General features: G+C 34.9%; 21 protein-coding genes. 13 read left to right on the top strand and 8 right to left on the bottom strand.

What is annotated here, in order from left to right:
- The first annotated feature begins 80 nt into the window (after positions 1-80).
- Both L5B90_RS02480 and L5B90_RS02475 read left to right on the top strand, forming a co-directional pair.
- Complete coding sequence (locus L5B90_RS02480) at positions 81-2,144, top strand: capsular polysaccharide biosynthesis protein (RefSeq protein ID WP_250364427.1); 2,064 nt, start codon at positions 81-83, stop codon at positions 2,142-2,144.
- On the top strand, positions 2,144-3,361 hold the full coding sequence (locus L5B90_RS02475; RefSeq protein ID WP_250364428.1) for a capsule biosynthesis protein: 1,218 nt from the start codon (positions 2,144-2,146) through the stop codon (positions 3,359-3,361). Before L5B90_RS02480 ends, L5B90_RS02475 begins: the two co-directional genes overlap by 1 nt.
- A 63-nt stretch (positions 3,362-3,424) precedes the next feature.
- On the opposite strand, the gene L5B90_RS02470 is transcribed toward L5B90_RS02475, so the two are convergent.
- The 4 genes from L5B90_RS02470 to L5B90_RS02455 are packed head-to-tail and all read right to left on the bottom strand — an operon-like array spanning position 3,425 to position 7,195.
- Entirely contained in the window at positions 3,425-4,078 is a 654-nt protein-coding gene (locus L5B90_RS02470) for an ABC transporter ATP-binding protein (RefSeq protein WP_250364429.1), read from the bottom strand.
- On the bottom strand, positions 4,075-4,872 hold the full coding sequence (locus tag L5B90_RS02465; RefSeq protein ID WP_250364430.1) for an ABC transporter permease: 798 nt from the start codon (positions 4,870-4,872) through the stop codon (positions 4,075-4,077). Before L5B90_RS02465 ends, L5B90_RS02470 begins: the two co-directional genes overlap by 4 nt.
- Position 4,873: 1 nt before the next feature.
- A complete protein-coding gene (locus tag L5B90_RS02460) occupies positions 4,874-5,998 on the bottom strand; it encodes a capsule biosynthesis protein (RefSeq protein ID WP_250364554.1) in 1,125 nt (374 codons plus the stop codon).
- Between the two features lie 21 nt (positions 5,999-6,019).
- A complete protein-coding gene (locus L5B90_RS02455) occupies positions 6,020-7,195 on the bottom strand; it encodes a polysaccharide biosynthesis/export family protein (RefSeq protein ID WP_265762052.1) in 1,176 nt (391 codons plus the stop codon).
- Positions 7,196-7,322: 127 nt separating this feature from the next.
- Between L5B90_RS02455 and L5B90_RS02450 the strand changes: the two genes are divergently transcribed.
- From L5B90_RS02450 to dld, 6 genes are all read left to right on the top strand, one after another.
- Positions 7,323-8,441: a CDP-glycerol glycerophosphotransferase family protein gene (locus L5B90_RS02450; protein WP_265762051.1), complete on the top strand. Its 1,119-nt coding sequence runs from the start codon at positions 7,323-7,325 to the stop codon at positions 8,439-8,441.
- Positions 8,442-8,465: 24 nt separating this feature from the next.
- On the top strand, positions 8,466-8,891 hold the full coding sequence (gene tagD / locus L5B90_RS02445; RefSeq protein ID WP_250364433.1) for a glycerol-3-phosphate cytidylyltransferase: 426 nt from the start codon (positions 8,466-8,468) through the stop codon (positions 8,889-8,891).
- Entirely contained in the window at positions 8,881-10,038 is a 1,158-nt protein-coding gene (locus L5B90_RS02440) for a hypothetical protein (RefSeq protein ID WP_265762050.1), read from the top strand. Before tagD ends, L5B90_RS02440 begins: the two co-directional genes overlap by 11 nt.
- The gene (locus tag L5B90_RS02435; RefSeq protein ID WP_265762049.1) at positions 10,035-13,445 is read left to right on the top strand and encodes a CDP-glycerol glycerophosphotransferase family protein; all 3,411 of its coding nucleotides are present in this window, start codon (positions 10,035-10,037) and stop codon (positions 13,443-13,445) included. Before L5B90_RS02440 ends, L5B90_RS02435 begins: the two co-directional genes overlap by 4 nt.
- 17 nt (positions 13,446-13,462) lie before the next feature.
- Entirely contained in the window at positions 13,463-14,503 is a 1,041-nt protein-coding gene (locus L5B90_RS02430) for an XcbB/CpsF family capsular polysaccharide biosynthesis protein (protein WP_250364436.1), read from the top strand.
- Between the two features lie 120 nt (positions 14,504-14,623).
- Positions 14,624-16,315, top strand: a complete 1,692-nt coding sequence (gene dld / locus L5B90_RS02425; protein ID WP_265762048.1) for a D-lactate dehydrogenase — start codon at positions 14,624-14,626, stop codon at positions 16,313-16,315.
- A gap of 85 nt (positions 16,316-16,400) precedes the next feature.
- Here the strand turns inward: dld and hemH are convergent, their stop codons facing one another.
- The 3 genes from hemH to ydiJ are packed head-to-tail and all read right to left on the bottom strand — an operon-like array spanning position 16,401 to position 20,889.
- On the bottom strand, positions 16,401-17,369 hold the full coding sequence (gene hemH, locus L5B90_RS02420; RefSeq protein WP_265762047.1) for a ferrochelatase: 969 nt from the start codon (positions 17,367-17,369) through the stop codon (positions 16,401-16,403).
- Positions 17,366-17,785, bottom strand: a complete 420-nt coding sequence (locus L5B90_RS02415) for a hotdog fold thioesterase (RefSeq protein WP_265762046.1) — start codon at positions 17,783-17,785, stop codon at positions 17,366-17,368. The genes hemH and L5B90_RS02415 overlap by 4 nt, the downstream gene beginning before the upstream one ends.
- An 8-nt stretch (positions 17,786-17,793) precedes the next feature.
- A complete protein-coding gene (gene ydiJ / locus L5B90_RS02410) occupies positions 17,794-20,889 on the bottom strand; it encodes a D-2-hydroxyglutarate dehydrogenase YdiJ (protein WP_250364555.1) in 3,096 nt (1,031 codons plus the stop codon).
- A 481-nt stretch (positions 20,890-21,370) separates the two neighbouring features.
- Here ydiJ and ompA point away from each other — a divergent pair, with 481 nt between their 5' ends.
- From ompA to grxD, 5 genes are all read left to right on the top strand, one after another.
- On the top strand, positions 21,371-22,402 hold the full coding sequence (ompA, locus tag L5B90_RS02405) for a porin OmpA (protein WP_250364440.1): 1,032 nt from the start codon (positions 21,371-21,373) through the stop codon (positions 22,400-22,402).
- A gap of 94 nt (positions 22,403-22,496) precedes the next feature.
- The gene (locus L5B90_RS02400) at positions 22,497-23,078 is read left to right on the top strand and encodes a LemA family protein (protein WP_103853020.1); all 582 of its coding nucleotides are present in this window, start codon (positions 22,497-22,499) and stop codon (positions 23,076-23,078) included.
- A 12-nt stretch (positions 23,079-23,090) separates the two neighbouring features.
- The gene (locus L5B90_RS02395; RefSeq protein WP_250350105.1) at positions 23,091-23,534 is read left to right on the top strand and encodes a TPM domain-containing protein; all 444 of its coding nucleotides are present in this window, start codon (positions 23,091-23,093) and stop codon (positions 23,532-23,534) included.
- Positions 23,527-24,306: a TPM domain-containing protein gene (locus L5B90_RS02390; protein WP_265762045.1), complete on the top strand. Its 780-nt coding sequence runs from the start codon at positions 23,527-23,529 to the stop codon at positions 24,304-24,306. The genes L5B90_RS02395 and L5B90_RS02390 overlap by 8 nt, the downstream gene beginning before the upstream one ends.
- An 83-nt stretch (positions 24,307-24,389) precedes the next feature.
- On the top strand, positions 24,390-24,722 hold the full coding sequence (gene grxD / locus L5B90_RS02385; protein ID WP_265762044.1) for a Grx4 family monothiol glutaredoxin: 333 nt from the start codon (positions 24,390-24,392) through the stop codon (positions 24,720-24,722).
- A 218-nt stretch (positions 24,723-24,940) separates the two neighbouring features.
- Here the strand turns inward: grxD and L5B90_RS02380 are convergent, their stop codons facing one another.
- Positions 24,941-25,831, bottom strand: a complete 891-nt coding sequence (locus L5B90_RS02380; protein WP_265762043.1) for a DUF3298 and DUF4163 domain-containing protein — start codon at positions 25,829-25,831, stop codon at positions 24,941-24,943.
- Positions 25,832-25,926 lie beyond the last annotated feature (95 nt).

Below are 25,926 nucleotides of genomic sequence, written 5' to 3'. Positions count from 1 at the left end.
CTTCTCTCATTTACAATTCTTTACACAAATCAGATTTTATTTTTGGTAGAATTATCGAAAATTTTTCAATGTAATTGATTATGAATAGTAATCTACTCGTTTTTTCTCGCGGAATTTTATCTATTCCATTCTTGCAAAGTTTTTTGCCCGAATATCATTTAGTTCCCTATAAAAGATTTACATTTAATCCGCCAATTGTACAAGGGGTAATTGGCTGGGGGCTACGACCTTCAACAATTAAAGCTCGCGCTTATGCGGATAAAAAAGGAGTCGACTATATTGCTTTGGAAGATGGTTTTTTACGTTCATTAGGATTGGGAGTGAATGGTTATCCCCCTTATTCTATTGTATTTGATGATCTAGGGATCTATTACGATACAACTAAAGTTTCTCGTTTAGAAAAACTTATTTTAAATAACCAAATTAATGTAGATACATTACAACAAGCTGAACGTGCATTAATGCTTATTAAAGAACATCAGCTTTCTAAATATAATCATTCGTTAGATTTTGCTCAGGAATATGATAAGGCGCGTCCTATAGTTTTAGTCATTGATCAAACTTATGGTGATATGGCGGTTAAATATGGTCAAGCTAAGCATATTGATTTTCAGAGAATGCTAGATTGTGCAATTAATGAAAATCCGCATAGTCAAATTTGGGTAAAAGTCCATCCTGATGTCATTAGTGGGAAAAAGAAAGGGTATCTGACTTCACTCGATAAATATGATGCTCGGATTAGATTATTTTCTGATGATGTTAATCCTATATCATTACTCAAGATTGCCGATAAAGTATATTGCGTTACCTCTCAAATGGGATTTGAAGCCTTATTATTAGGAAAAACAGTCGTTACATTCGGGCTGCCGTGGTATGCTGGTTGGGGGTTAACAGATGATCGCCATAACCAAATCCCAGTGTTAAAAAAAGACAAAAGACGCATTGATCGTACATTATTACAAGTATTTGCAGCAGCATATCTGCAATACAGCCGCTATATTAACCCATATACAGGAGAAAGTGGCACCATTTTTGATGTAATTAATTATTTAGTGTTAGAAAAAGAAAAAAATAAAATGCTAAGTGGACATCTTTATTGTGTTGGTATGTCTTTATGGAAGAGAAATGTGATTAAACCATTTTTTGATTATCCACAGTGCCATTTACATTTTATTCCTTCAATTGATAAATTAAAAAAGCAGTCGTTAAATAAAAATACTAAATTACTCGTTTGGGGGAATGGGAAGCAAGCTGTTCTAGAATATGCTAATCAAAAAGGTTTACCTGTATTAAGAATGGAAGATGGCTTTATTCGCTCTGTTGGATTAGGATCAAATCTAGTATCGCCTTTATCTCTAGTGATAGATGATATCGGCATTTATTTTAATGCAGAAATGCCATCGAGATTAGAAAATATTCTGCAAAATAAAAATTTTACTGAAGAGGATTTAATTTTAGCTAAGTCGCTACAATCAAAATTGATAAATCAGAATATAGGGAAATATAATGTAGGTAATTCAGAGATTAGTTTATTACAAACGTCTAAAAGAACAATTTTAGTTCCGGGACAAGTTGAGGATGATGCGTCAATTCGTTATGGTTCTCCAGTACTGAAAAAAAATTTAGATCTGCTAAAGCAGGTAAGAGAATTAAATCCTGATGCTTATATCTTTTACAAACCACATCCTGATGTAGAGAGTGGTAATAGGCAGGGGAAAATCTTAAAAAAAGATGCTTTGAAATATGCAGATGAGATTATAGAGAAAGCTAATATACTAAACTGTATTAATCAAGTTGATGAGATACATACAATGACATCCTTAGCTGGATTTGAAGCATTATTAAGAGGGAAAAAAGTTTATTGTTATGGCTTACCTTTCTATTCAAATTGGGGATTAACGAAAGATTTTGTTAATTTAGAGCGTCGAAAGAGAAAATTAACATTGTTAGAGTTAATTGCTGGAGTGTTAATTTATTACCCTCAATATAGGGATCAAGAATCTCAACGAATTATTAATGTTGAGCAAGCTATCAATATATTACAATATCAACGCAAATGCTTAGACAATGATGGTTTAAACCGTAGTTGGGGGGCTAAGCAATTTGGTAAGTTGCAACAATTATATAAAGTACTAAAGCAATAATGATTGAACATAACTTAGATATTTTACTTAGAACATCAAAAAATATTTTATTGCTACAAGGGCCTATTGGAGATTTCTTTTACCAGTTATCTTTATGGCTATCTTCTCAGAATAAAATGGTATTCAAAATTAATTTTAATGGTGGTGATGAAGCGTATTATCCGTCTTCTATACCTAATACATTTGATTTTTCATATCATTTTACTTTTTTATCTTCTTACCTAAGAAAATTTTGTCGAGAAAATAACATAGATACGATGGTTTGCTTTGGGGATAATCGACCGTGCCATAAGATAGCAAAGAAAATTTCACAAGAGCTTAATATGAAATTTTGGGTATTTGAAGAAGGTTATTTTAGACCTGATTATATTACCTTAGAAGAATATGGTGTTAATGCTTTTTCTAAAATACCAAAGAGACCTGATTTTTTTATACCTTTTTCTGACCTACCTGAAAAATCAACTCCAGTGAAAGTGTCTAAGGGATTTTGGTCAATCGCGTTGAGAGCCGTCAAGTATTATGTTAGTGCTAATTTAGCATATAAGAAATATCCAGATAATTTACATCATAGAATTTTTACACTGGATTATTATATTAAATTATGGGTAATATCGGGTTTTAAAAGATTATATTATTATTTAAATGATTACTTTTTTGCTAAGAAGGTAGAAAAAGGAACATTTGGCGAATTTTTTATTGTTCCTTTGCAAGTTTATGATGATAGCCAAGTTGTTGTTCATAGTGATTATAATAGTGTAAAAAGTTTTTTAGAGGAAGTATTAGTTTCATTTGCTAAATATTCACCTCAAAAAACAAATTTAATTATTAAACATCATCCAATGGATAGAGGGTTTATTGACTATGGTGATGTAATAAAAAGATATATAAAGGATTATCCAGTATTAAAAGGAAGGATTTGGTATATTCACGATGTTCCTATGCCTGTTTTCTTACGTGCAGGAAAAGGAATGATTACATTAAATAGTACAAGTGGTTTATCTGCATTATTGCATAATATGCCAGTAAAAACTTTAGGTAGGGCAAACTATGATTTTGCGGGATTAACTTATCAAGGGGAGTTAAATGATTTCTGGACGTCTGACTACAAACCAGATCCTGCATTATTTTCTACGTATAGAAAGTATCATCTATACAAAACACACTTAAATGGTAATTTCTATAATAAGGTAATTTTACGTAAAGACTATAACAAATAGAAGTGCGGTATTTTTTTATGCGATTCTTATTAGAAGAGAGCATATAAGCTCTCTTTTAAATGATTATTTTTGCGTTTGATTATAATATTTATAAGCTTCATCTATATTTTCAAAATGATGCATATAACCTTTTTCTAAAACCATTGCATTATCACAATACTCCTTTATTGCGGAGGGACTGTGTGAAACGAGAATAATTGAACGATCCTTTCTTTTCTCAAATAATTCGTGCTTACATTTAGCAGCAAATCTAGAATCACCAACCGCAATAACTTCATCAATAAGATAGCAATCAAATTCAACAGATAAAGATAAAGCAAAAGCCAAACGGGCTTTCATTCCCGATGAATATTTTTTTACAGGCTCGTAAAGATATTCGCCTAATTCTGAAAATTCCTCGGTAAAGTGTTTTACATAGTCAATATCTGCGTTATAAACACGACAGATAAAACGTAAATTATCCATTCCGGTTAAGCTACCTTGGAAAGCACCACTAAATGCAAGTGGCCAAGATATACTCATTCTTCTTTCTATAATTCCAGAAGATGGGAATTCAACGCCGCTCATTAATCGAATTAATGTTGATTTTCCTGCCCCATTTCTGCCTAATATGCCAACTTTTTCTCCTTTTTTTAGATCAAAGTTGATATTTGTGAGAACATTCTTTTTACCACTGCGTGTGTAATAATGTTTACTGACATTTTTTACACTGATCATCTTGGTTCAATTCCTTTACTGAAATTTCTAACTAATAATAATCCAATAAATAACATAATAATATCGCTTAGAATAAGAAGCCCAATATTTTCGTGAGTTATGACGCTATTACCAAAATAGCCATATCTAAACATTTCTGTACCATTAATCATAGGCACCCATTTAGCATAATTTTGTATTTGGCTGGGAAGATTATGAACAAAGAAAAATGCACCAGATAAGGGGAGCATTACAAAACTTAATGTACTCCATATTTTTCCAAACGCATCAAAATAGTAGGCAATAGAGCAGATGATTAGCCCTAATGAAATAGCAAATAGTGCCATTAATACCCAAGCTAATAGCATATAGAAAATATCATTTGGATAATCAATCCAGCCTAACATAATAAGCAATGCCATTAATAGAATTTGAGCAATGGTCGCACCTGAAATTTCTAATAGCATTCGAGCAAATATGGTATCTAATACTCTTACATTGCGATGATAGAGTAAGCTTAAGTTTGCAGATATTGATCCAATTGAACGGTTAGATACATTGCGCCACATCATTGCGATAGGATAGCCAGTAATAATGAATGCAATAATATTTAAAGTTGAAACCTTATCAATCCTAAAGTATTTCCACATTAATGTTATGCAGAGAGTTAATAGTAAAGGTTCAACAAATAGCCATAGGAATCCAATATTTTTGCGGCCATATCGAGTGATAATTTCACGCAACAGTAACGCGCCAATCACTCGCGATTGTATAGCGAGTGATTGACGAAAGGTTGTATTATCTCCGTATTGCATTTTAATTTTTATGCTCTCTGATGCTTGCAATAAGTAAACTGAAAATTCCGTATAAAATAAAGCCAATAATAAATGTGGCAAGAATATTATAAATTCTATACGGTTCTAAGGCTAAATCAGGTTTACTTGGTTGATGAATGACTTCTAAGTAAAGCTGTTGGCGATCTGCTTCTGATTTAGCATTTTGTAAAGAAGATATCGCGGTAGTTAATTGTTGCTGCGCGAGAGTATTGTCTAGCATTAAGCGTTGATATTCTGCCGTTTGAGTCGCAATAGAATTATTACCGCCGGTCAAATCATTCGATTGTTCATTAATTTCATTAATTAGACTATTTTCTCGATTTATTAAGACTTTCACTTGTGGGTTATTTGGTGAAATTGATTTTAACTGTGCAAGCTGGGATTGAACACTAATTAGCTCAGCTTTTAATTTAGATATTAACGTTAATTGTACTTCAGATTGTGCTGATAAATCGAAAATATTATTGTTAATTCGGTATTGGCTTAGTTCAAGTGCGGTTTGATTTACGCGATTTTCAGCATCTTTCACAGCTTGTTCAGCAAAGCGAATAGTATCCTTCCGCGCTCGCTCATTTAGGCGATTAATTAAAGATTCACCTTGTTTTAGTAGCTCAATATTAATTTTTTGTCCTTCTTCAGGATTAAAAGTTCGAATATACAAACTAGCAATGCCGGAAACTGAATCTAGGCTGACATTTAGATGTTTTTCAAAATATTGATAAAAAGCCTCTTGCTCATTATTGAAGCCTAAGACATTAAAGCGACTAAATAGATCGCCTTTATCTTCATAATATTGACGAACAGGCAAAGTCTTTTCTAGTTGTTCTAAAGCATTACGCGATTTAATATATTCTAATACCGTATAGGTATCATCTTGTGAACGCGAAAATCCAATACCTTGTAATAATGCTCCAACTCCGCTTAAAGACGCTTGATTTCGTGGAGAACGAACAACAAAACTTGATTCAGAAACATATACATCCGATGCAATGATACCGAAATAAACAGTAGAAAATATAGTTGGAAAAATAACAGTAATCCAAAATAATGGATTAAATTTTTTCCATATTTTTTTTGATAAATTCTTTTTTGTTTGGCTCACAATTTAAACCCTTTTACTTGAAATTTAAAGATTATTTACGCTATTTATTGTGCTTGTAACTGGCGATGTAATTGAAAAAATCATTCTTAAGAATTTTTGGAATTCAGCCAGTGGTGCATTAGAGACGTAGATAACATCTTTATCTTGGATCGGAAAACGTTGCAAGACAAATAATGATTTAGGCTTAAGTAAGTCAATTTGATAGACCGTTGGAACATCCATACCATTATCATATCCTCTAGAACGCCAAATATCCTGATCAACTAGGCTAAGTTTATTAAAAGGAGTATAGCGGAAGACAAACACACCACTAGGATCTGAGCGCGTATCAATTAACCCTCCCATTTGACCAATGGCTTCAGCTAAACTTAATCCTTTAGTTGAAAATTTAATTTGACGATTGGTACCGACCGCGCCTAACCCAGTAAAACTTAATGGGCTATTTAATAGAGTAAGCACATCACCCGAACGTAGAGGAATATTTTGGCTAGGGTCAGAAACAAGAGATTCAAAAGAAATAGATTTGACCTGCGTACCCCTAGTTAATTGGATGCTCACATCTTGAATGTCTGCTTGCACACCACCTACTGCAGCAATTGCATCTAAAACACGTTCTCCATGAGAGGTGAGAGGCATACGAATGCTATTACCTTGACGGATTACTGATACATTAGCAGAGTTGTTTTGAACAACTCGAACAATCGCTTGAGGGTGATTTGCCATTGAACTAAGGCGTCTAACGATTTCTGTTTGGATAACTTCAGGGGTTTTTCCTTTCACTGTAATTGAACCAATGAATGGGATTGTAATTCGCCCCCGTTTATTCACCATCTGTTCAGGTAGCTTTGTAAGTTTTGCACTACCATCAGATGTATCCGTCAATGTGCTACCAAATAGTACAGCTGGAGGAGCTTCCCAGATAGATATATCTAGGATATCACCAATATCAACCATACCATTATAACCTTGCTGACTATTTGAAAATTCAGAAAAGTTCTGCTTAATAAAATTTTGGTATAGAGGCATTACATTTTGAATATCTAGCTGAACAAGATTAACTTTTGGTGTTTTTTGATTATCCTCAATGCCTAAAACTTTACTTTTGCTTGGTCCTGATGTGGGTAAGGAAGAGCAAGAGGTTCCAATAATAACAGTGAGCATTGGGATACTTAATAATTTCAATTTCTTTTTAATGTTCATAATTTACTCATTTAAGTAATACGTTAAAGTGCATTTTTTAATTATAACCGAATAGACAATGATATGGAATAAGTTTATAATTATAACAAGTGGGGGATTGTAGAGTTTTATAGTAGCAATATTAAGTATGAATATAAGAATAGCGTTTTTAGTGTGGAACTCTTTTCAGCTTATTCACATAAAATCACTTTTAAAACAAATACCTAGTGCGGTATTAATTATTGAAAAAAGAAAAAAAAGCCAACCAATTCCTTCATCAATCTTATCTGAAGTATCTAATTCTATATTATATGTTGATTCTCAAGATGTTCATCATAAAGTTGAAGATTTTTTTGATATTCTTATTATACAGACTGTATTTGAAAAGATTTTTCTTTTAGAAAAAACAAAAATTGTAATGTTACAATACGGTTATGCAAAAGAACCGCATAACTATGGTGCTTGGAGAGCGTTAGCTGATCTGAATTTGGTGTATGGAAAATATGCTGCAGACAAAATTTCGTATTTCTCTCCAGTAGAAATTATCGGATATCCTAGAAGTATAGATTGGAATGATCCTAGTTTTAGAGAAAATGCTAGAAATAAATATAAGAAATATCTAGATTCTGATAAAAAAACTATTTTATATGCACCTAGTTGGGGAGAATTATCTAGCTTTGACTGCTATATAAAAAGTATAGTAGATTTACAAGATGAATATACTGTGTTGGTTAAATTACACCATAATACAGTGCTATTGAACTCAGAATATGAAAAAGATATAGAGGGATATGATAAAATTAAGTTTTTCTTCCAGAATGATGATATTTTAGAATTACTAGCTGTATCTGATATTGTTTTATCTGATTTTAGTGGGGCGATTTTTGATGCTATTTACTGTAATAAGCCCGTTTTTTTACTTTCTATTGAAAAACATAGTGAGAAATTAGATACATTTAGCATAGAAATATCACAGAGAGATATGTTGGGGTATATCGTTAATTCTCCTAGCGAGCTATCTACTCAGATAAAACATCATTTGGTATCGAATAGTTCAAATTATTTATATAATGATTTATTTTTTTATATTGATTCTAATAAGGCCTTTCTAAGCTCAATAGAAAATTTAATTTCAGGAAAGTATCAACTATCACAACATCAATTATATATCAGGAACTTCATAAAAAAAGCATTGTCTGAAATAAATGCCTTGAAGAGAAGAAAAACACTATTTGAAAAAATAGTAAGTTTCTTTAATAAAAAATAAGTACGTTTAAATATAGGAGAATTTATGAAAAAGGTATTAACATATGGAACATTCGATCTTTTACATCATGGACATATTCGCTTACTAGAGAGAGCTAAAGCATTAGGTGATCACCTAACCATAGCAGTATCAACTGATCAATTCAATCTTGGGAAAGGTAAGGTATGCGCATATACTTATGAGGAACGAGTTCATATATTAGAAGCCATTAAATATGTGGATCGTGTTATTCCAGAAACAAGTTGGGAACAAAAAATAGAAGATGTCAAAAAATACGATATAGATGTCTTTGTTATGGGAGATGATTGGGAAGGTAAATTTGATTTTCTAAAAGAATATTGTGAAGTTGTTTATTTACCAAGAACACCAGATATTTCAACTACAAAAGTAAAAAAAATGTTAGCAGAAAAGGATTTAGCCAAATCTCAAAAGCAAATTCATGAAAAGTAAAATAATTAATGTATTTTTAAAAAAATTCTTACCTATAAGAAGATTGTTAAGGGAAACTAATTTTAAGAATAATTTATTTGTGTATCTATATAGCTGCCTTATTACTCGTTATCTTTATAAAGGAGATCATAGTACAGTAAGAAAAATCTCTGATGCCTTAGTAAATAAGGGTGTTTATATTGCTAGGTTTTATACTGCACAGAGTTATTTTCTAGTCGGGGATTATCTTTCAGCTAAAGGTGAAATAGAGAAAATTCCTGATTACGATAGCCTTTCTGAAGTGGGATATTTATATTCTGATATATTGTCTGCATTAGAACAGAAACGAGAAGCTTGGTTATTCTTAGAAAAATTATTAGTGAATACCAAAAGAGAAAAAGTATGGGTTTATTTTTCAAATTTAGTAGAATCCCCTCAAGATTATTATAGGCTTCTGGAGCTTGTTGATAATAGATGGGAGAAATCTAAAGATAAATCATTAAGAAAAATATTAACTAACGCCGCATTAAGAGCTGGCTTGAATAGCGAAGCATTAGAATATTGGAATGAGAGTAACACTTCATCCTATACGACCGAAACGCAATCTAAATCTAAAAAAGTCAGTTTTAGTAAAAAAGATGCATCAATTGCATTAAAAGATTTGAAAAGAGTGTTAGATAAAAATAACATTCCTTTCTTTTTAATTAGTGGCACGTTACTTGGATGTATTAGGGAAAATGATTTACTTGGTCATGATAAAGATATTGATGTTGGTGTTTGGGATACTCATTCTTATGATGAACTCGCAAATATATTAGGAAGATCAGGCTTCTTTTATATTGTACCTAATCGTACAAAAACGCTTCTAGTTATCCGACATATAAATGGAATTATGATTGATGTTTTTATTCATTATCGTGAGAAAAATGATTATTGGCACGCAGGAGTAAAAATTAAATGGCATAATTCTCCATTTACATTAGAATCTGTATGTTTTTTAGGAGAACACTATTTAATTCCAAAGGATTATGATAAATACTTAACTGAGAATTATGGTGATTGGAGAACACCTAAAAAAGATTTTGACAGTGCGTTTGATACTCCTAATATGGAAGTTTTTAATTTAATTGAAATGCAAATTTATATTAAACAAAGGGATCATAAATGAAAAAGAAAATTAAATTATCTGCTATACCTAGCTTAATGAAAGCATTATATTTATACAAACATAAAAAATATCGAGATGCGCAAAATGTTTTTGCTAACCTCTTAGAAAGGCAGCCAAATAATGCTTATTTAAACTTTAAGTATGGAATGTCTTTATATAAAGATAAAAAATGGAATGAGGCTAACTTATATATCCAGAAAGCGGTAGATCTTGCTCCTGAAAAAACGTCTTGGAAAGTTCAATTAGCTACCACTGAAAGACATAAGGATAATGAAGTAAAAGTTAGAGTATTTGATGCTAAGAAAAATTTTATGGAAGATCCAAATAATCCGGATTATATATGGGAATACGCGATTTCTCTTATTTCAGATAAACAATATTGGCTAGCTAAATTTCAGTTAGAGAAATATATTCAGCTTAAACCTATGTCTGAAAAAGCATTTTTTGAATTAGGAAAAATTGCTGAAAAACTCTCGAATAATGAGGAGGCGATTTCATTTTTTCAACAGGCAGCAAAATTAGCTCCATTGAATCGAAATTATAAATACCGAATGGGCTATAATTTAGAGCTTATGGGGGAAAAAGAGCTTGCCAATGCTTGTTACGAATTAGTTATTAAGATGAGCGAGCCTGATGATGAGGTTATGTTATTTGGAATAGGGGCTTTACATGCAAGACGTGGATTATGGGATGCTGCTCTTTCCGCATATTTAAAACACCTAAAAAATACACAAATAAATAACCCGCACTTTTATTATAAGTTGGGTATTGCCTATGAAAGATTATATCAATGGAAAAATTCAGCGAAGTCATTTGAAAAAGCAATAGAGCTATCCGAAATTATTAATGCGGGTTGGTGCTATAAATGTGGTCAAGCTTATGAAAGGGCGGGGGAATATAAGAGTGCTGCGAATTTTTATGAACAAGCAGTAAAAAGAAGCGATAATTATAAAGATTATTGGTTTTATCGTTTGGCAACTGCATTAGATAAAATCGGAAAATATAAGGAGTCTTCTTACTATTTTCAACAATCCCGTCGTCGTCAATTTCCACACGCAGTGAATCCAAAAGATGTAATTAAGAATAAAGAAGAGGATTATCTGTCATATTATGCTGAATATTATGAAACCTTAGAGCTAGATGAAAAGCTTGTTTTATTAGAGAGTTTTTTTGGTGGAAATATTAGCTGTAATCCTTATGCTATCTTGTCCTATATGTTAGAGCATAACTATGATTTTACCTATATCGTCGTAATTAAAGATGGAACAGTTATTCCACATAACCTTAAATACAGAAAAAATATTATTTTCATTAAACGGGGAAGTGATGCCTATTTACGTTATTTATGTCAGGCTAAGTATTTAATTAATAATGTAAGTTTTCCTTATTATTTTATTAGAAAGGAAGGACAAATTTATTTAAATACTTGGCACGGTACTCCAATGAAAACGTTAGGAAAAGATATAAAGAGTCCATTCCAAGATCACGCCAATGTAAGCAGAAATTTCTTACAAGCAACCCATATTATCTCTCCAAACCGTCATACAACAGATATAATTTTGGATAAGTATGATATTAAGGATTTATTTTCAGGGAAAATTGCAGAAACAGGTTACCCACGGATTGATTTAAGTATTAACTTAGCTGAACAAAGAAAAATACAAATTGCGAATCAATTAGGTATTAATTTAGATAAACCAGTTGTGTTCTATGCCCCAACTTGGAGAGGAACATCACAGTCAAAAGACTTTGATATAACGAAGCTACAAAGTGATCTCAAAAAACTAAAATCAAATAAATATTATTTAGTCTTTAGAGGGCATCATTTAGTAGAAAGTTTGCTAGAGAAAGTAAACCTTGATGTTATCGTTGCACCTAAAGACATAGATAGTAATGAATTATTAGGTTTCTGTGATCTTCTTATTACTGACTATTCTAGTATTATTTATGATTTCTTAGCTCTAAATAAACCAGCGATTAGTTATATCTATGATTATGATGAATATCATCAAGAAAGAGGGCTATACTTAAAAGAAAGTGAAATGTCAGGGGACATTTGCGTTTCTATTTCAGATGTAAAAAGCACCATTTTGCTAAATATAGATAAAAAGGCAACCAATGTATCAGTACAGGATATTAAAAAATATTCTTACCTTGATGATGGAAATGCTACGAAACGCGTTGTAGATTTTATGTTTGATAGAGGGGATGAGTATATTTATGCTTATTCTAGAAAACCAACAAATCTATTCTTTAATGGTCCATTTATACCGAATGGTATATCTAGTTCTTTTAATAATTTAATTCATTCTATAAATGAAAATACAAATTCTCTTATAGTGATTAATGGTTACGATATTCATCAAGATCAGAAACGTTTAGATGAATTTTATAGATTGCCTAAAGAGCTAGCAGTATTTTCTAGAGCTGGCCGCATGCCTATGACATTAGAAGAGATTTGGGTAAGGAATAAATTTGAAGATAATTTTAAGTTTTACTCTAACTCATTTAAAAACGTATTATTAAGAGCATTTTCTAGGGAAGCTAAACGTTTATTTGGTGATTTTCAATTTGAGAATGTTATCCATTTTGAAGGATATTCTTTATTTTGGACTTTACTCTTATCTCAAGTGAAATCCAAAAATCATATAATATATCAGCATAATGATAAATTTAAAGAGTGGAAAGAAAAATATCCTTACTTAGAAGGAGTGTTCAGAGCATATAATTTGTATGATAATATTATATCAGTATCTGAAAAAACGATGATAAATAATAAGGGTAATTTATCAGCTCTCTTTAAGATTAGTGAGGATAAGTTTAAATATTGTAATAACCCTATAAATATCTCTAAGATAATTAATGGTTCTGCTGAACTATTAGATTTTGAGAAAGAATTTTCTGATTTTCAAGGCATAAAATTTATTAATATAGGAAGAATGTCTCATGAAAAAGATCAACTTAAACTAATAAATGCTTTTGCTGAAGTTAAAAAGCAGAAAGAGAACGTAAGATTGTTTATCTTAGGGGATGGTGTTCTTAAACAAGATTTAGTAAATCGTATTAAATTATTATCTTTGGAAAATGATGTCTTTTTATTGGGGCAGAAAAAAAATCCTTTTCCATACTTGAAGCAAGCAGATGTATTTGTTTTATCATCAAATCACGAAGGGCAACCAATGGTATTACTTGAAGCACTAACACTGGGAACCCCTATTATTGCAACTGATATTGTAGGTAACCGTAGTATATTAGGTGATAAGTATGGCTATCTTGTTAATAATAGTAAAGAAGGGCTAGTTGAAGGAATGCTCAAATACCTTTCTGTTGGAGGTAGAAAGGACAATTTTGATCCTTATCAATATCAAGATGAGGCAATTAATAAATTTTATTCATTACTTAAATAATATAGAAGGAATTGTTTATGATTGATTTTATAAATATTGAATTTACTGAGAAGACTAAATATAAAAATCTTAAATTAGATTTTGAAGTAGGTGAAATTTACATTGATAAATCAACAATTGGAAATAATGATAATGAAAAGCTGAATTATAATTTTTTAGCTGTTGGAAGAAAAAATAATGAGGCAAAAAAGTTAATTAGCCAACTATCAAACCATAGATTTTACCTTGTGGGTCATAAAAATGGTATTTCTTTATTTAAAAAATTTGTTGAACCGAATTCATTTTTAGCAAATTTTAAAGATAAAAATGTTAAAGTGTGGAATGATACCTTTTATACCCTAGAAGAACCTGAGGAAAAAGATATATCAGGAAATCGATTATTGGTTGTTTTCTCATCTATTGCAGATTTGCCATTTAATGCTTCTATAAAGCGTAGAATGTTTTTTACTAATTTTGATTCTGTCGCGAAATATATACCTAAAAATACTTATATTTTGCGTATTGCAGATATTGGTGGCGTTTTAGGTAGCTTTTATCTAAATAGCAACGCAGATATGCAGTTTGAAGAAAAAGTACAAAATTTAATTAGAAAAATTCAGTTGGACTATTCAATTATAGATGATTTTACCGTGCTTTATGGTACTTCTAAAGGTGCAACAGGGGCATTATATCACGGTATAACGATGGGATTAAAATCCTTAGTTGTAGATCCGATTATTTCAGATGAATTTTATATAAATAAATTTAATGATCTCCATTTTGTAAGAAATGTTTTCCCATATTCTAAGCAAGAAGTGTTTTCTAAGTTGTTCGAGAAATATAGAGAAAAAGATTTATTTAATATAAATCTTGTTACTTCTCCTAATTCAGAACAATTCCAATATGTTTCGGATATGATACTTATTCCAGAATTAAGGGTGTGTTCTTATGTATTTAATAACCCTAATATTAAGGGACACACGGATATGGGCAAACATACGTTGAATTTTGTCGTATCAATGCTGAACAATTTACTTTATGGAATTGAAGTGAAGAATAATCTTTTAACTTCATATTAATTTAATTAAAATGGAAAGTGTTTGGCTTTCCATTTTTTTATTAGAGAGAGTTGAAATTTTCACTTCACCTCTTTATAGTAAATGTTAAATTCTTGTTACATTCTATTAAAGAGGTATTGTATGTCTGCAACGCATTTAATTGATACATTAGCGCAAATTGTTACACCTAAATATCTGATTACCGATCCATTAAAAGCTGAAGAGTACAGCACGGGTTATCGTTTTGGGCAAGGCAAGGTGCTTGCGGTTGTTCGTCCTGGTTCATTATTGGAATATTGGAAGGTGTTAAAAGCCTGTGTGGCAGCCGATGTGATCGTGATTTCACAAGCAGCAAATACGGGGCTTACCGGTGGTTCAACGCCGGCAGGAAATGATTACGAGCGTGATATTGTTTTGATAAATACTATGCGAATGACAGGCATTCAACCCATTAATAATGCCGAGCAAGTGGTGTGCTTTGCAGGTTCGCGTTTAAATGATCTGGAGATGTTGCTGAAAGAATATAAACGTGAACCGCATTCTGTTATTGGTTCATCTTGTATTGGTGCTTCGGTGATTGGTGGAATTTGTAATAATTCTGGTGGTGCATTGGTTCAACGTGGTCCAGCTTATACGGAAATGGCGTTGTATGCACAGTTAGATGAGAATGGTGAATTACATCTGATCAATAATCTTGGTATTGATTTAGGCGAGACGCCAGAAGAAATTCTTACCAACTTACAAGCAGGAAGTTATCAGCGAAAAGATATTCATCTTGACTGTGGGAAAGGACACGATCACGATTATTGCAATCACGTTCGCCAAATTGATGCCGACACACCAGCACGTTTTAATGCCGATCCTAATCGTCATTATGAAGCTTCTGGCAGTGCGGGAAAATTAGGGGTGTTTGCTGTACGTTTGGATACGTTCCCACAAGATAAAGAAAGTGCGGTGTTTTATATTGGCACAAATGACACGCAAGTTTTAACGGATATTCGCCGTCATATTTTGGCAGAATTTAGCACCTTACCTGTATCGGGCGAATATATTCATCGTGATGCTTTTGATATTGCGGCAGAGTATGGAAAAGATACGTTCTGGGTGATTAAACGTTTTGGCACGCACCGTTTGCCAAAATTATTTGCGCTCAAAGCCAAAGCTGATCGCCTAATGAAAAAATTGACTTTTTTACCAAATCATATCAGCGACAAAATGTTGCAATTTGTTTCTAAATTGTTGCCACAGCATTTGCCACAACGCTTGAGAGATTATCGCGATCAATATGAACATCATTTAATCCTAAAAATGGGCGGGAATGGCGTGCAAGAAGCCAGAGAATATTTGCAGACACGCTTTGCTGATAAGTCCAAAGGGGCATATTTTGAATGCAGTGCAGAAGAAACACAAGCAGCGATGTTACATCGTTTTGCTGTGGCATCAGCGGCAATTCGTTATCGTGCGATTCACGAGCAAGAGGTGGAAGAAATCGTGGCATTGGATATTGCCTTGCGTCGTAATGATCAAGATTGGTTCGAGAAACTCCCAGTAGAGTTGGAAAATAAATTAATCCATAAACTGTATTACGGACATTTTATGTGCTATGTATTCCATCAAGATTATTTGGTGAAAAAAGGCTATGATTGGGAACAAATCGAACACGAAATGTTGGCATTGCTTGATCAGCGTGGGGCGCAATATCCAGCGGAACATAATGTCGGGCATTTATATGAAGCGAAACCTGAATTAAAAGCCTTTTACCAAAAATTAGATCCAACCAACAGCTTCAATCCGGGGATTGGTAAAACCTCTAAAAAGAAAAACTGGGCATAATTTATGTTTAGTCGCAGAACTAAAGTGCGGTCTAATTTTTAGAAAAATTCAGTAAAATGCCTAGACGTTCATCTAGGCATTTTTTCTATATTTTCTCTTTAATTAATTTCGCCATCATTTCGATATGGGCAGGTTCTGCGTTAAGGGCTGGGATATATTGGAAGGATTTTCCCCCATTCTGAAGAAAAATTTCGCGATTTTCTACTTCAATTTCTTCCAATGTTTCTAAACAATCTGCAGAAAAACCGGGGCAAATAACCGCAACTTTTTCGATACCTTGCTGGCGAGTTGCATTTTGTAAGAAATGATCCGTATAAGGCTGTAACCATTCTTCACGTCCAAAACGAGACTGAAAGCAGAGTTGCCATTGATTTTCTGTTAAACCTAGACGATCGACCACAGCGAGGGTGGTTTGTTTACAGTGTTCACGATAATAGTCGCCCTCTTGTTCATAACGCAATGGAATACCGTGATAGGAAAACAGTAAAAATTCATCCGATTTCATTTTTGCTTTAATAGCTTGCGCTAAGGCATCAATATAATGCGCATCAAGATGATAAGAATGGATAAATTCAAATGGGACAAGCCCTCGAATGGACTTTAATGCGTGAGCAAAACAATCCAAGACTGCCGCCGTTGTGGTGCTACTATATTGTGGGTAAAGCGGTAGTACAATAATTTTATCAACTTGATTTTTGAGTAAATTTTCTACCGCACTTTGCATAGAGGGATTGCCATAAGTCATTCCTATTTCAACAATGGTATTGATTCCTTGTTGCGTAAAATATTGCTGTAACTTTTGCTGCTGCTGTTTAGCAATGACCAATAAGGGAGAGCCTTGCTCCGTCCATACACGACGGTAAGTTTCAGCCACTCGTCTAGCACGTATTGGTAAGATGATGCCACGAAGCAAAGGATACCATTTCCAACGGGGCAAATCGACGACGCGAGGATCGGTCAGAAATTGCCATAAATAACTTGAAATAGCCTTGGGTTGAGGGGCATCTGGAGTGCCTAAATTGGCAAGAATAATGCCGATTTTTGGTTTTTTCATTGATTGACCACGCTTAATGTCAGTTTTGCAAAGCAGCATAGTTTATCGGCTTGATCTTTAATGTCAATTTGCCAAAATTGGGTGGTTTTTCCTAAGCGGATAGGGGTTGCTCTGGCGGTTACCACGCCTTCTCGAACTGGGCGAAGGTGGCTTGCGTTAATTTCTAATCCAACAACGGCTTGGTTTGTTTCGACACAGCAAAATCCAGCCATTGAACCTACGGTTTCGGCTAAGGCGGCAGAAATCCCACCGTGTAAAAAGCCCATTGGCTGGATGGTACGTTGATCGACAGGCATCGTGGCTTCCAACCAATCGTCCCCTTGGGCATGAAATTGAATGCCTAAATGTGCCACGGCACAATGGGCATTAAATTGATTAAGTTGCGCTAAAGTAAATGATTTTTTCCAAATTTTCATTGTGTTTTCTAACTGAGTAAGGTTAATAAGGCTTGTACAGGGTGTTTCGGCTGCCATTTTTCAAAACGTTTAACTTGGCTACGGCAAGAGTAGCCCGTGGCAAGGCAATAATCAGGATTTTTATCAGCAAGTTTTTCTTTCCAAGAACTGGCATAAATTGCTTTAGACATAGCAAAATGTTGCGTTTCGTGCCCAAATGTTCCCGCCATTCCGCAGCAGCCAACCGTTTCCACTTGCAAGGCTTGCCCAAAGGCTGCAAAGATTTCTTGCCATTCTTTCGGGCTATTCGGTAAGGCGGTGGATTCTGTACAGTGGGGGAATAAATGCCACTGTTGTCCTTCAGGTAAAGTGCGGTGGTTTTTTTGTGAATTTTTTATTCCTTGCGCTAATTGCTCAGAATGTAACTGATTTTTCAGCCATTGATGTGCGGTAAGCACTTGGAAATCACCACGTTCATCACCTAAAATTTCACGATATTCATCACGATAAGACAGCACAATGGCGGGATCTACGCCGACGAGGGGCAGATTTAACTGCGCCATTCGATTTAAAAATGCCGCCTGATTTTTGGCTGTTTTAGCAAAGCGAGCGAGAAAACCTTTGATATGCTGGGCTTTGCCATTAGGCTTGAAAGGCAACAAAATGGGGCGATAGCCCAATTTTTGGGTGAGTGCCACAAAATCTGCCACAACTTTGGCATCATAATAAGAAGTGAAAGGATCTTGTACGATAAGCAACATATTTTGCTTTTCGATTTCACTTAAGTGTTCTAATTGTTCTAAACTTAACCCTTGATAATTAAGGGCGACCAGTTGCTGTTGCAAATTCGGTTGGCTTAATAAGGGTAAATCCACCATTCCTAAGGCTTTTTTGGCTAGTGGCTGAGTGATTTTGGCTGCCGTGAAAAAGTTAAAAAATGTCGGTGCTTTTGCCATATAAGGGGCGATTAACTCCACATTAGACACCACATAGTCTTTAATTGGGCGAGTGTAACGTTGATGATAAAAATGTAAGAATTTCGCACGGAAACTTGGCACGTCAATTTTTATCGGACATTGGCTAGCACAGGCTTTGCACGAAAGACAGGTATCCATCGCCGCTTTCACTTCGTGAGAAAAATCATATTCACCGCGTAATTTTCCAAGGCTATGACGAATTTTGGCTACAAAATCGGTGAGTGTTATTTGGTTTTTGCGAAAATCTAATTGCTCAGGGGAAACGCTTTGGTTCGCCAGTAAACGTAGCCATTCACGCACCATTGCCGCACGTCCTTTCGGCGAAAATAAGCGATTTTTAGTTACTTTCATTGAAGGACACATTGCACTATGTACATCAAAATTAAAACATAATCCGTTACCGTTGCAATTCATTGCCCCAGCAAATTCCGTTTTCATCTGTATTGGAATTTGACGATCTTGATCCGCACGCATTGGCGATAGGATAGCGTAGAGTGTTTGAGTACTATCAAGTGCGGTGCAAATTTTGCCCGGATTTAGCCGATTGTGCGGATCAAACAGCGTTTTGATATAACGTAATTCTTGCCATAATTCAGGCGTGAAGAAGGTTTCACCATATTGTGAACGCATTCCTTTGCCGTGTTCGCCCCAAATTAATCCACCATATTTATGTGTCAGCTCTGCCACTTGATCGGAAATTTGTTTGAACAGTTTCACTTGTTCTTTATCGCATAAATCAAGAGCTGGGCGAACGTGCAAAACGCCCGCATCAACGTGGCCGAACATTCCATATTCAAGCTGGTGGCGATCTAATAACGCACGAAATTCACAAATGTAATCCGCTAAATGTTCTGGCGGAACGCAGGTATCTTCAACGAACGGAATCGGTTTTGCTTGACCTTTTGCATTGCCTAATAAACCGACGGCTTTTTTGCGCATTGCATAGATACGTTCAATAGAGGGTAAATCATTACAAACTTGATAACCGATAATATCATCTTGATTTTGCGAGATTTTTTCATCAAGTTGTAGGCAAAGTTGTGCTACTTGTTTTTCTATCAATGATTTACTATTGCCAGCATATTCTACGATATTCAAACCAAGAATGGGATTTTCTTGATCTTCGATAAGTAGATCGCTCACTGAATGCCAAATAATGTCTTGCTTGGCAAGGTTTAGCACTTTGCTATCTATGGTTTCTACCGAAAGTGCGTTGGCTTTTAGCATAAAGGGGGCATTACGTAACGCTGCATCAAAAGAGCGATACTTAATATTAATTAATGTGCGATATTGTGGAATAGGGGTGAGATCTAAGGTGGCTTCACAAATAAACGCAAGTGAACCTTCTGACCCCGTTAAAATGCGGGATAAATTAAATTCAGTTTCATCATTATTGAAGACATTCTTGAGATCATAGCCTGTTAAAAAGCGATTAAGCTGTGGTAAATCACGCAGGATTTCGTTACGCTTTTGCTGACAGCGCTGAAAAATTTCTTGATGCAGATGGCGACTACGCTGAGAAATAGGTTGTTGCTGTAATGATTGCTCAAAATCAGCAGTGTTGAGTGCATGAGTATCAATCACTTCGCCGTCTATTAATACTGCACGCAAGCCTAAAACGTGATCAGAGGTCTTGCCATAACGCAATGACCCCTGTCCTGAGGCATCAGTGTTGATCATTCCGCCTAACGTAGCACGGTTGCTGGTGGACAATTCTGGCGAGAAAAATAAGCCATAAGGTTTCAAAAATTGATTGAGTTGATCTTTTACCACGCCGGCTTGTACTTTTACCCAGCGTTCTTGCACATTGAGTTCAAGAATTTTGCTCATATAGCGTGAAAGATCCACAATAATATTGTTATTTAGGGATTGCCCATTCGTGCCAGTGCCACCACCACGTGGCGTAAAAGTGAGTGAAAGGTATTTTTCTTTTTGTGCTAATTTGGTTAGGCGAACCACATCAGCGGTATCTTTAGGAAACAAAATGGCTTGTGGCAGTTGCTGATACACACTGTTATCCGTTGCAAGGCTTAAGCGATCTGCATAGTTTGAAGCAATATCGCCAGTAAAATGTTGGCGTTTGAGTTCCTCCAAATAATCAGAAACTAAAGGGGAAAGCTGTGGGACATCAGATAAACGTGGTAGCATTTTATTACTCATACAATGATTAACATAATGAATGAAGTTTAGCATATTGTTATGATCCTTTCATCGAAAGAAAGGGATCAATTTTGTTTTTTCTGAAAGGTAAAGCGATAAAACTGCCTTATTTTTGCTCAAAAAATCATCTTGAATAGTAAGTGGTTGTATGAATTTTGAGCTAAAAAGAGAAAAATCGTTTGATTTTCTATTTTTTCAAGCTGATAATATATTCGCTTTGAATAGGTTCGATCTTAATTAGATTGAACGCATAAGCGAAGTAGAAATAGAGAAGCTATCGTTCTCTAAATACTTATAAGATTAAACTTAGCCATAAACTATGGGGCTATTTTATAAAAAAGTTTGTTTTTTTGTAAAAAAAGTTTAAGATCAACGTACACACATTATGTGTTTAGGTTTCATTTGGCAACTGATACTAAATGAAACTTTCATTTTAAATTTATTGATGACTAAATAGAGGATCATCCAAATGAAAAAAACTGCAATCGCATTAGCTATCGCTGGTTTAACTGCTGCATCAGTAGCACAAGCTGCACCACAAGCAAATACTTTCTATGCTGGTGCTAAAGCTGGTTGGGCATCTTTCCACGATGGTTATGGTCAAATTGAAGGTACTGGTTACGGTTATTTACGTAACTCTGTAACTTACGGTGTATTCGGTGGTTATCAAATCACTGATAACTTCGCTGTTGAGTTAGGTTACGATGATTTTGGTCGTGCTAAACTTCGTCAAGCTGGTAAAACAGTTGCTAAACATACTAACCACGGTGCGCACTTAAGCTTAAAAGCGAGCTACCCAGTATTAGAAGGTTTAGATGTTTATGGTCGTGTAGGTGCGGCATTAATCCGTTCTGACTATAAAAACAAAAAAGGTACAACAACCCTTATTGATGAAAATGCACACAGCTTAAAAGTATCTCCTGTATTCGCTGGTGGTTTAGAATATAACCTTCCATCATTACCAGAGTTAGCATTACGTGTTGAATATCAATGGGTACAAGGTGTTGGCCGCTTAGAACAAAATGGCAAACGTGTAGATTACACACCAAACATCGGTTCTGTAAACGCAGGTTTATCTTACCGTTTCGGTCAAGGTGCGCCAGTTGTAGCACCTAAAGTGGTTTCTAAAACTTTCGCATTAAGCTCTGATGTAACGTTTGCATTCGGTAAATCTAATTTACGTCCAGAAGCACAAAGCACATTAGATGGCATCTACGGTGAAATCGCACAATTAAAATCTGCAAACGTTGCAGTAGCGGGTTACACTGACCGTATCGGTTCAGAAGCTGCGAACTTAAAATTATCACAACGTCGTGCAGAAACTGTTGCAAACTACTTAGTATCTAAAGGTGTTTCTCAACAAGCTATTTCTGCAACTGGTTACGGCGAAGCAAACCCTGTAACTGGTGCTAAATGTGATTCAGTTAAAGGTCGTAAAGCATTAATCGCTTGTTTAGCTGATGACCGTCGTGTAGAAATCGCGGTTAAAGGTAACGAATAATTTTTCGTTAATACTTTAATACGTTTATAAAAAAGGCCTAAACGAAAGTTTAGGTCTTTTGTTATCTCATCATTTTATCGTTAAGGAAAAGAAAATGAAAAAGTGGATTATTGTGCTAATTGTCGCTGTGATCGCCGGTTTTACATTAATGACCAGCTACAATGGTTTAGTGCAAGCAGAAGAAAAAATTGATTCCGTATGGGCGAATGTTGAATCGCAATATCAACGCCGTGCAGATTTAATTCCCAATATCGTGAATACAGTAAAAGGTCAGGCTAACTTTGAGAAAGAAACCTTAACGGGGGTAATGGAAGCGCGTGCAAAAGCGAGCCAAACTAAAATTGATCCAAGTAATATGACAGAAGAGCAATTAGCGCAATTCCAACAGCAACAAAACTCTGTGGGATCGGCATTATCACGTTTATTAGTCACAGTAGAGAAATATCCAGATCTTAAAGCTCACGAAGGCTTTATGAATTTACAAGCCCAATTAGAAGGGACAGAAAACCGCATTAATGTTGCTCGTGATAAATTTAATGAGGCAGCGCGTGAATATAACCAAAAAATTCGCCAGTTCCCAACGAAATTAGCGGCAATGATTTTTGGTTTTAAAGAAAAACCTTACTTCAAATCTGCCGTGGGATCTGAAAACGCACCGGTTGTCAGTTTTAACTAAGATCGATCTATTATGGCGCTATTTTCAAGAATCCCTTTTAACAAAAAGCAAATTGAGGCGGCAATTGTTCGCCTCGAACAACAAACTTCCGCAGAGTTGCGTGTTTATATTGAACGCCACATTGCAAAATCATCAAGCTCGGTGATGGAACACGCCTTATCTGTTTTTCAAAAATTAGAAATGACAGCCACACAAGCGCGTAATGGCGTGTTGATTTATATTGCTTATAAGGATCATCAATGTGCCATTATTGGTGATGAAGGCATTCATCAGTATGTAGGTGAAAACTTTTGGCAAGCACAATGTGCTGAAATGACAACGCATTTTAAGCAAAAGGTTTATACTCAAGGCGTTGTTAATGCGATTAATAACATTGCTCAAGTGTTGGCACAGCATTTTCCTATTCAGCCAAATGATCGTAATGAGCTGGATAATGAGGTGATTATTAATGATTAAGCTTATGAAAAGTGCGGTCGTTTTTTTGCTTGTTTTTTGGAGTTTAACCGCGAATGCGGTCAATTTCCCACCATCGCCTAATCCTTTTCATTATGTCAATGACTATACTAAAACCCTTACTCCATCAGAAAAACAACGTTTGGAAAATAAGCTAGTTGCTTATTCTAAAGAAACCAGTTCACAAATTGCAGTGGTGTTAATTCCAAGTACGGGGAATTATGATATTGCACAATATAGCTTTGAATTGGGCGATAAATGGGGCATTGGTCGTAAACAGCTAAATAATGGCGTATTAATGTTGATTGCCATCAACGATCGTAAGATTTTTATTGCCACAGGACAAGGACTAGAAGGAGCGTTGCCTGATGCTTTCCTTTCTCGCGTCATACGTAATGTCATTACTCCCGCCTTTAAACAGGGGCATTATATGCTCGGGATTGATCGTGGATTGGATTACATCATTGCCGCAAGTAAAGGGGAATATGATGCTGCTGAGACGGAAGAGGATGATTGGACACAATATATTCCAATCATAATGATCAGTATTTTTGTCTTATTTGTACTGTTTGGCGAACTAAGTTGGCGTAGAACGCCTTATATCAGCCCCACCAATAATCACAATGGACAAATTTTCCGCCAACCACCTATTGGCAGACGCCGTAGCGGTGGTGTTGGAGGCGGTTTTGGCTCAGGAGGCGGCTTTGGTGGCGGTTCTGGCGGAGGCTTTGGCGGTGGCGGTTTTGGTGGCGGTGGTGCTGGCGGAAGTTGGTAATACTTGATTATTCTGCTCGGGTTATTGGTATCTCAAGCCCCTTATGCTACAATCTGCCCACTTAATTAAAAACGAGGACAATTATGGAAACCTTAGAACGTATTAAAAAACAAATTAGCGAGAACCCAATTCTGATTTATATGAAAGGTTCACCAAAATTCCCATCTTGCGGATTTTCGGCAAGAGCAGTAGAAGCCTTAATGAATTGCAAAGTGCCTTTTGGTTATGTGGATATTTTACAAAACCAAGATATTCGTGCAGAACTTCCTGCTTATGCGAATTGGCCAACTTTCCCACAATTATGGGTAGAGGGTGAATTAATTGGGGGCTGTGATATTATTCTGGAAATGTACCAACAAGGTGAATTACAAACCTTATTATCTGAAGTGGCTGAGCGTCATAAAGAAGAAAATTAATAAAATTTATACCGCACTTATACAAGTGCGGTTTTTTTATCTCAATTTTTTATTATTAAAACCGTGAATTACTTCACAAATTTAAATATTACTCTTTGCTTATTGGAAATGATTTGCATATTATTTGCACCATAATAAGTGCTATTTTAATAGCCTGTAATGGTCATATTTTGCTTTCCGAGTGTGCCTCTAATGAGGCACTTTTTTTATTTCTTATTTTACTTAAGCCAAGGTTTCACATATTCACTATTGAGTAAGTTAATTTCACTTTGTTTCCAGTATAAATCTAACGTCCTTTCCCCTTCCGCATAAGAATTAAGTGCATAAGGCGGATAAACGAAATGAATTCCTTCTTGATCGAAATAAAATTCAGGTGAAATATAGAAACCCTCTAAAGGAGTAAAAGGGACTTCCCCCGGCTCAAGCCCCTGTATGTAAATTTTCCATAGCGCATCGAGTAATTTGGGCTGATTTTCTGGAGAAATTAATTTTTCAAGGGTGATCAAGGCTTTTTGCTGAGCATCAAAATTGAGATAATGAGTCATACCAAACCCGTGCGCACCGCCCTCATAAGTATAGCTATCTATTCTAAATCCTAGCCAATTTTGGCGTTGTCCTAGGTAGTAGGAGGAAAGAGAGAATTCTTTTCCTATTGAGCCTTCGGCTAACATTTCTTTACGATATTCTTGATAAATTTGTGCAAATTTTTGACGGAGTTGATCTTTGTCGATTGTAGTCAGTGGTGGCGAATTTTCATTTTCTTCATTTGCGATATATTGCGCCCATTGTTGGCGAAGCAAAGCATCAAGCCATTCAATATGGGTTTCAGGCATCGTAACTGAAACATTGATATTTGCTTCACTTTCAGTGTTTTTGAGATTGAATGTTTCCTCTTTTTGGAAGAGCGGTGAAATTTCTACCTGCAATGCCGGAAATAAGGATTTTTGTGCATTGAGTTCATTTTTTAGTTGGGTGATTTCTTGCTGCTGGATTTGTTGGGCTGTTTCCGCTTGTTGCAATTTTTGCTGTAATTCAGCCACTTGTTTATCATCACAAGCAGAGAGTAAAAAAATCGTACAAAAACTTAACGCAAAAATGGTTTTGTTCATTTGGGGTTTCCTCTTGATTGTTTTGTCGTCAGTATAAGTGAATAATGCGTTTTACGCGACAAAATGTTTATATTTTGTTTGCATAAATATTTCGT

This window comes from Avibacterium sp. 20-129 (assembly GCF_026226845.1).
GTDB lineage: Bacteria > Pseudomonadota > Gammaproteobacteria > Enterobacterales > Pasteurellaceae > Avibacterium.
This window is presented reverse-complemented; position numbering and strand designations above follow the sequence as displayed.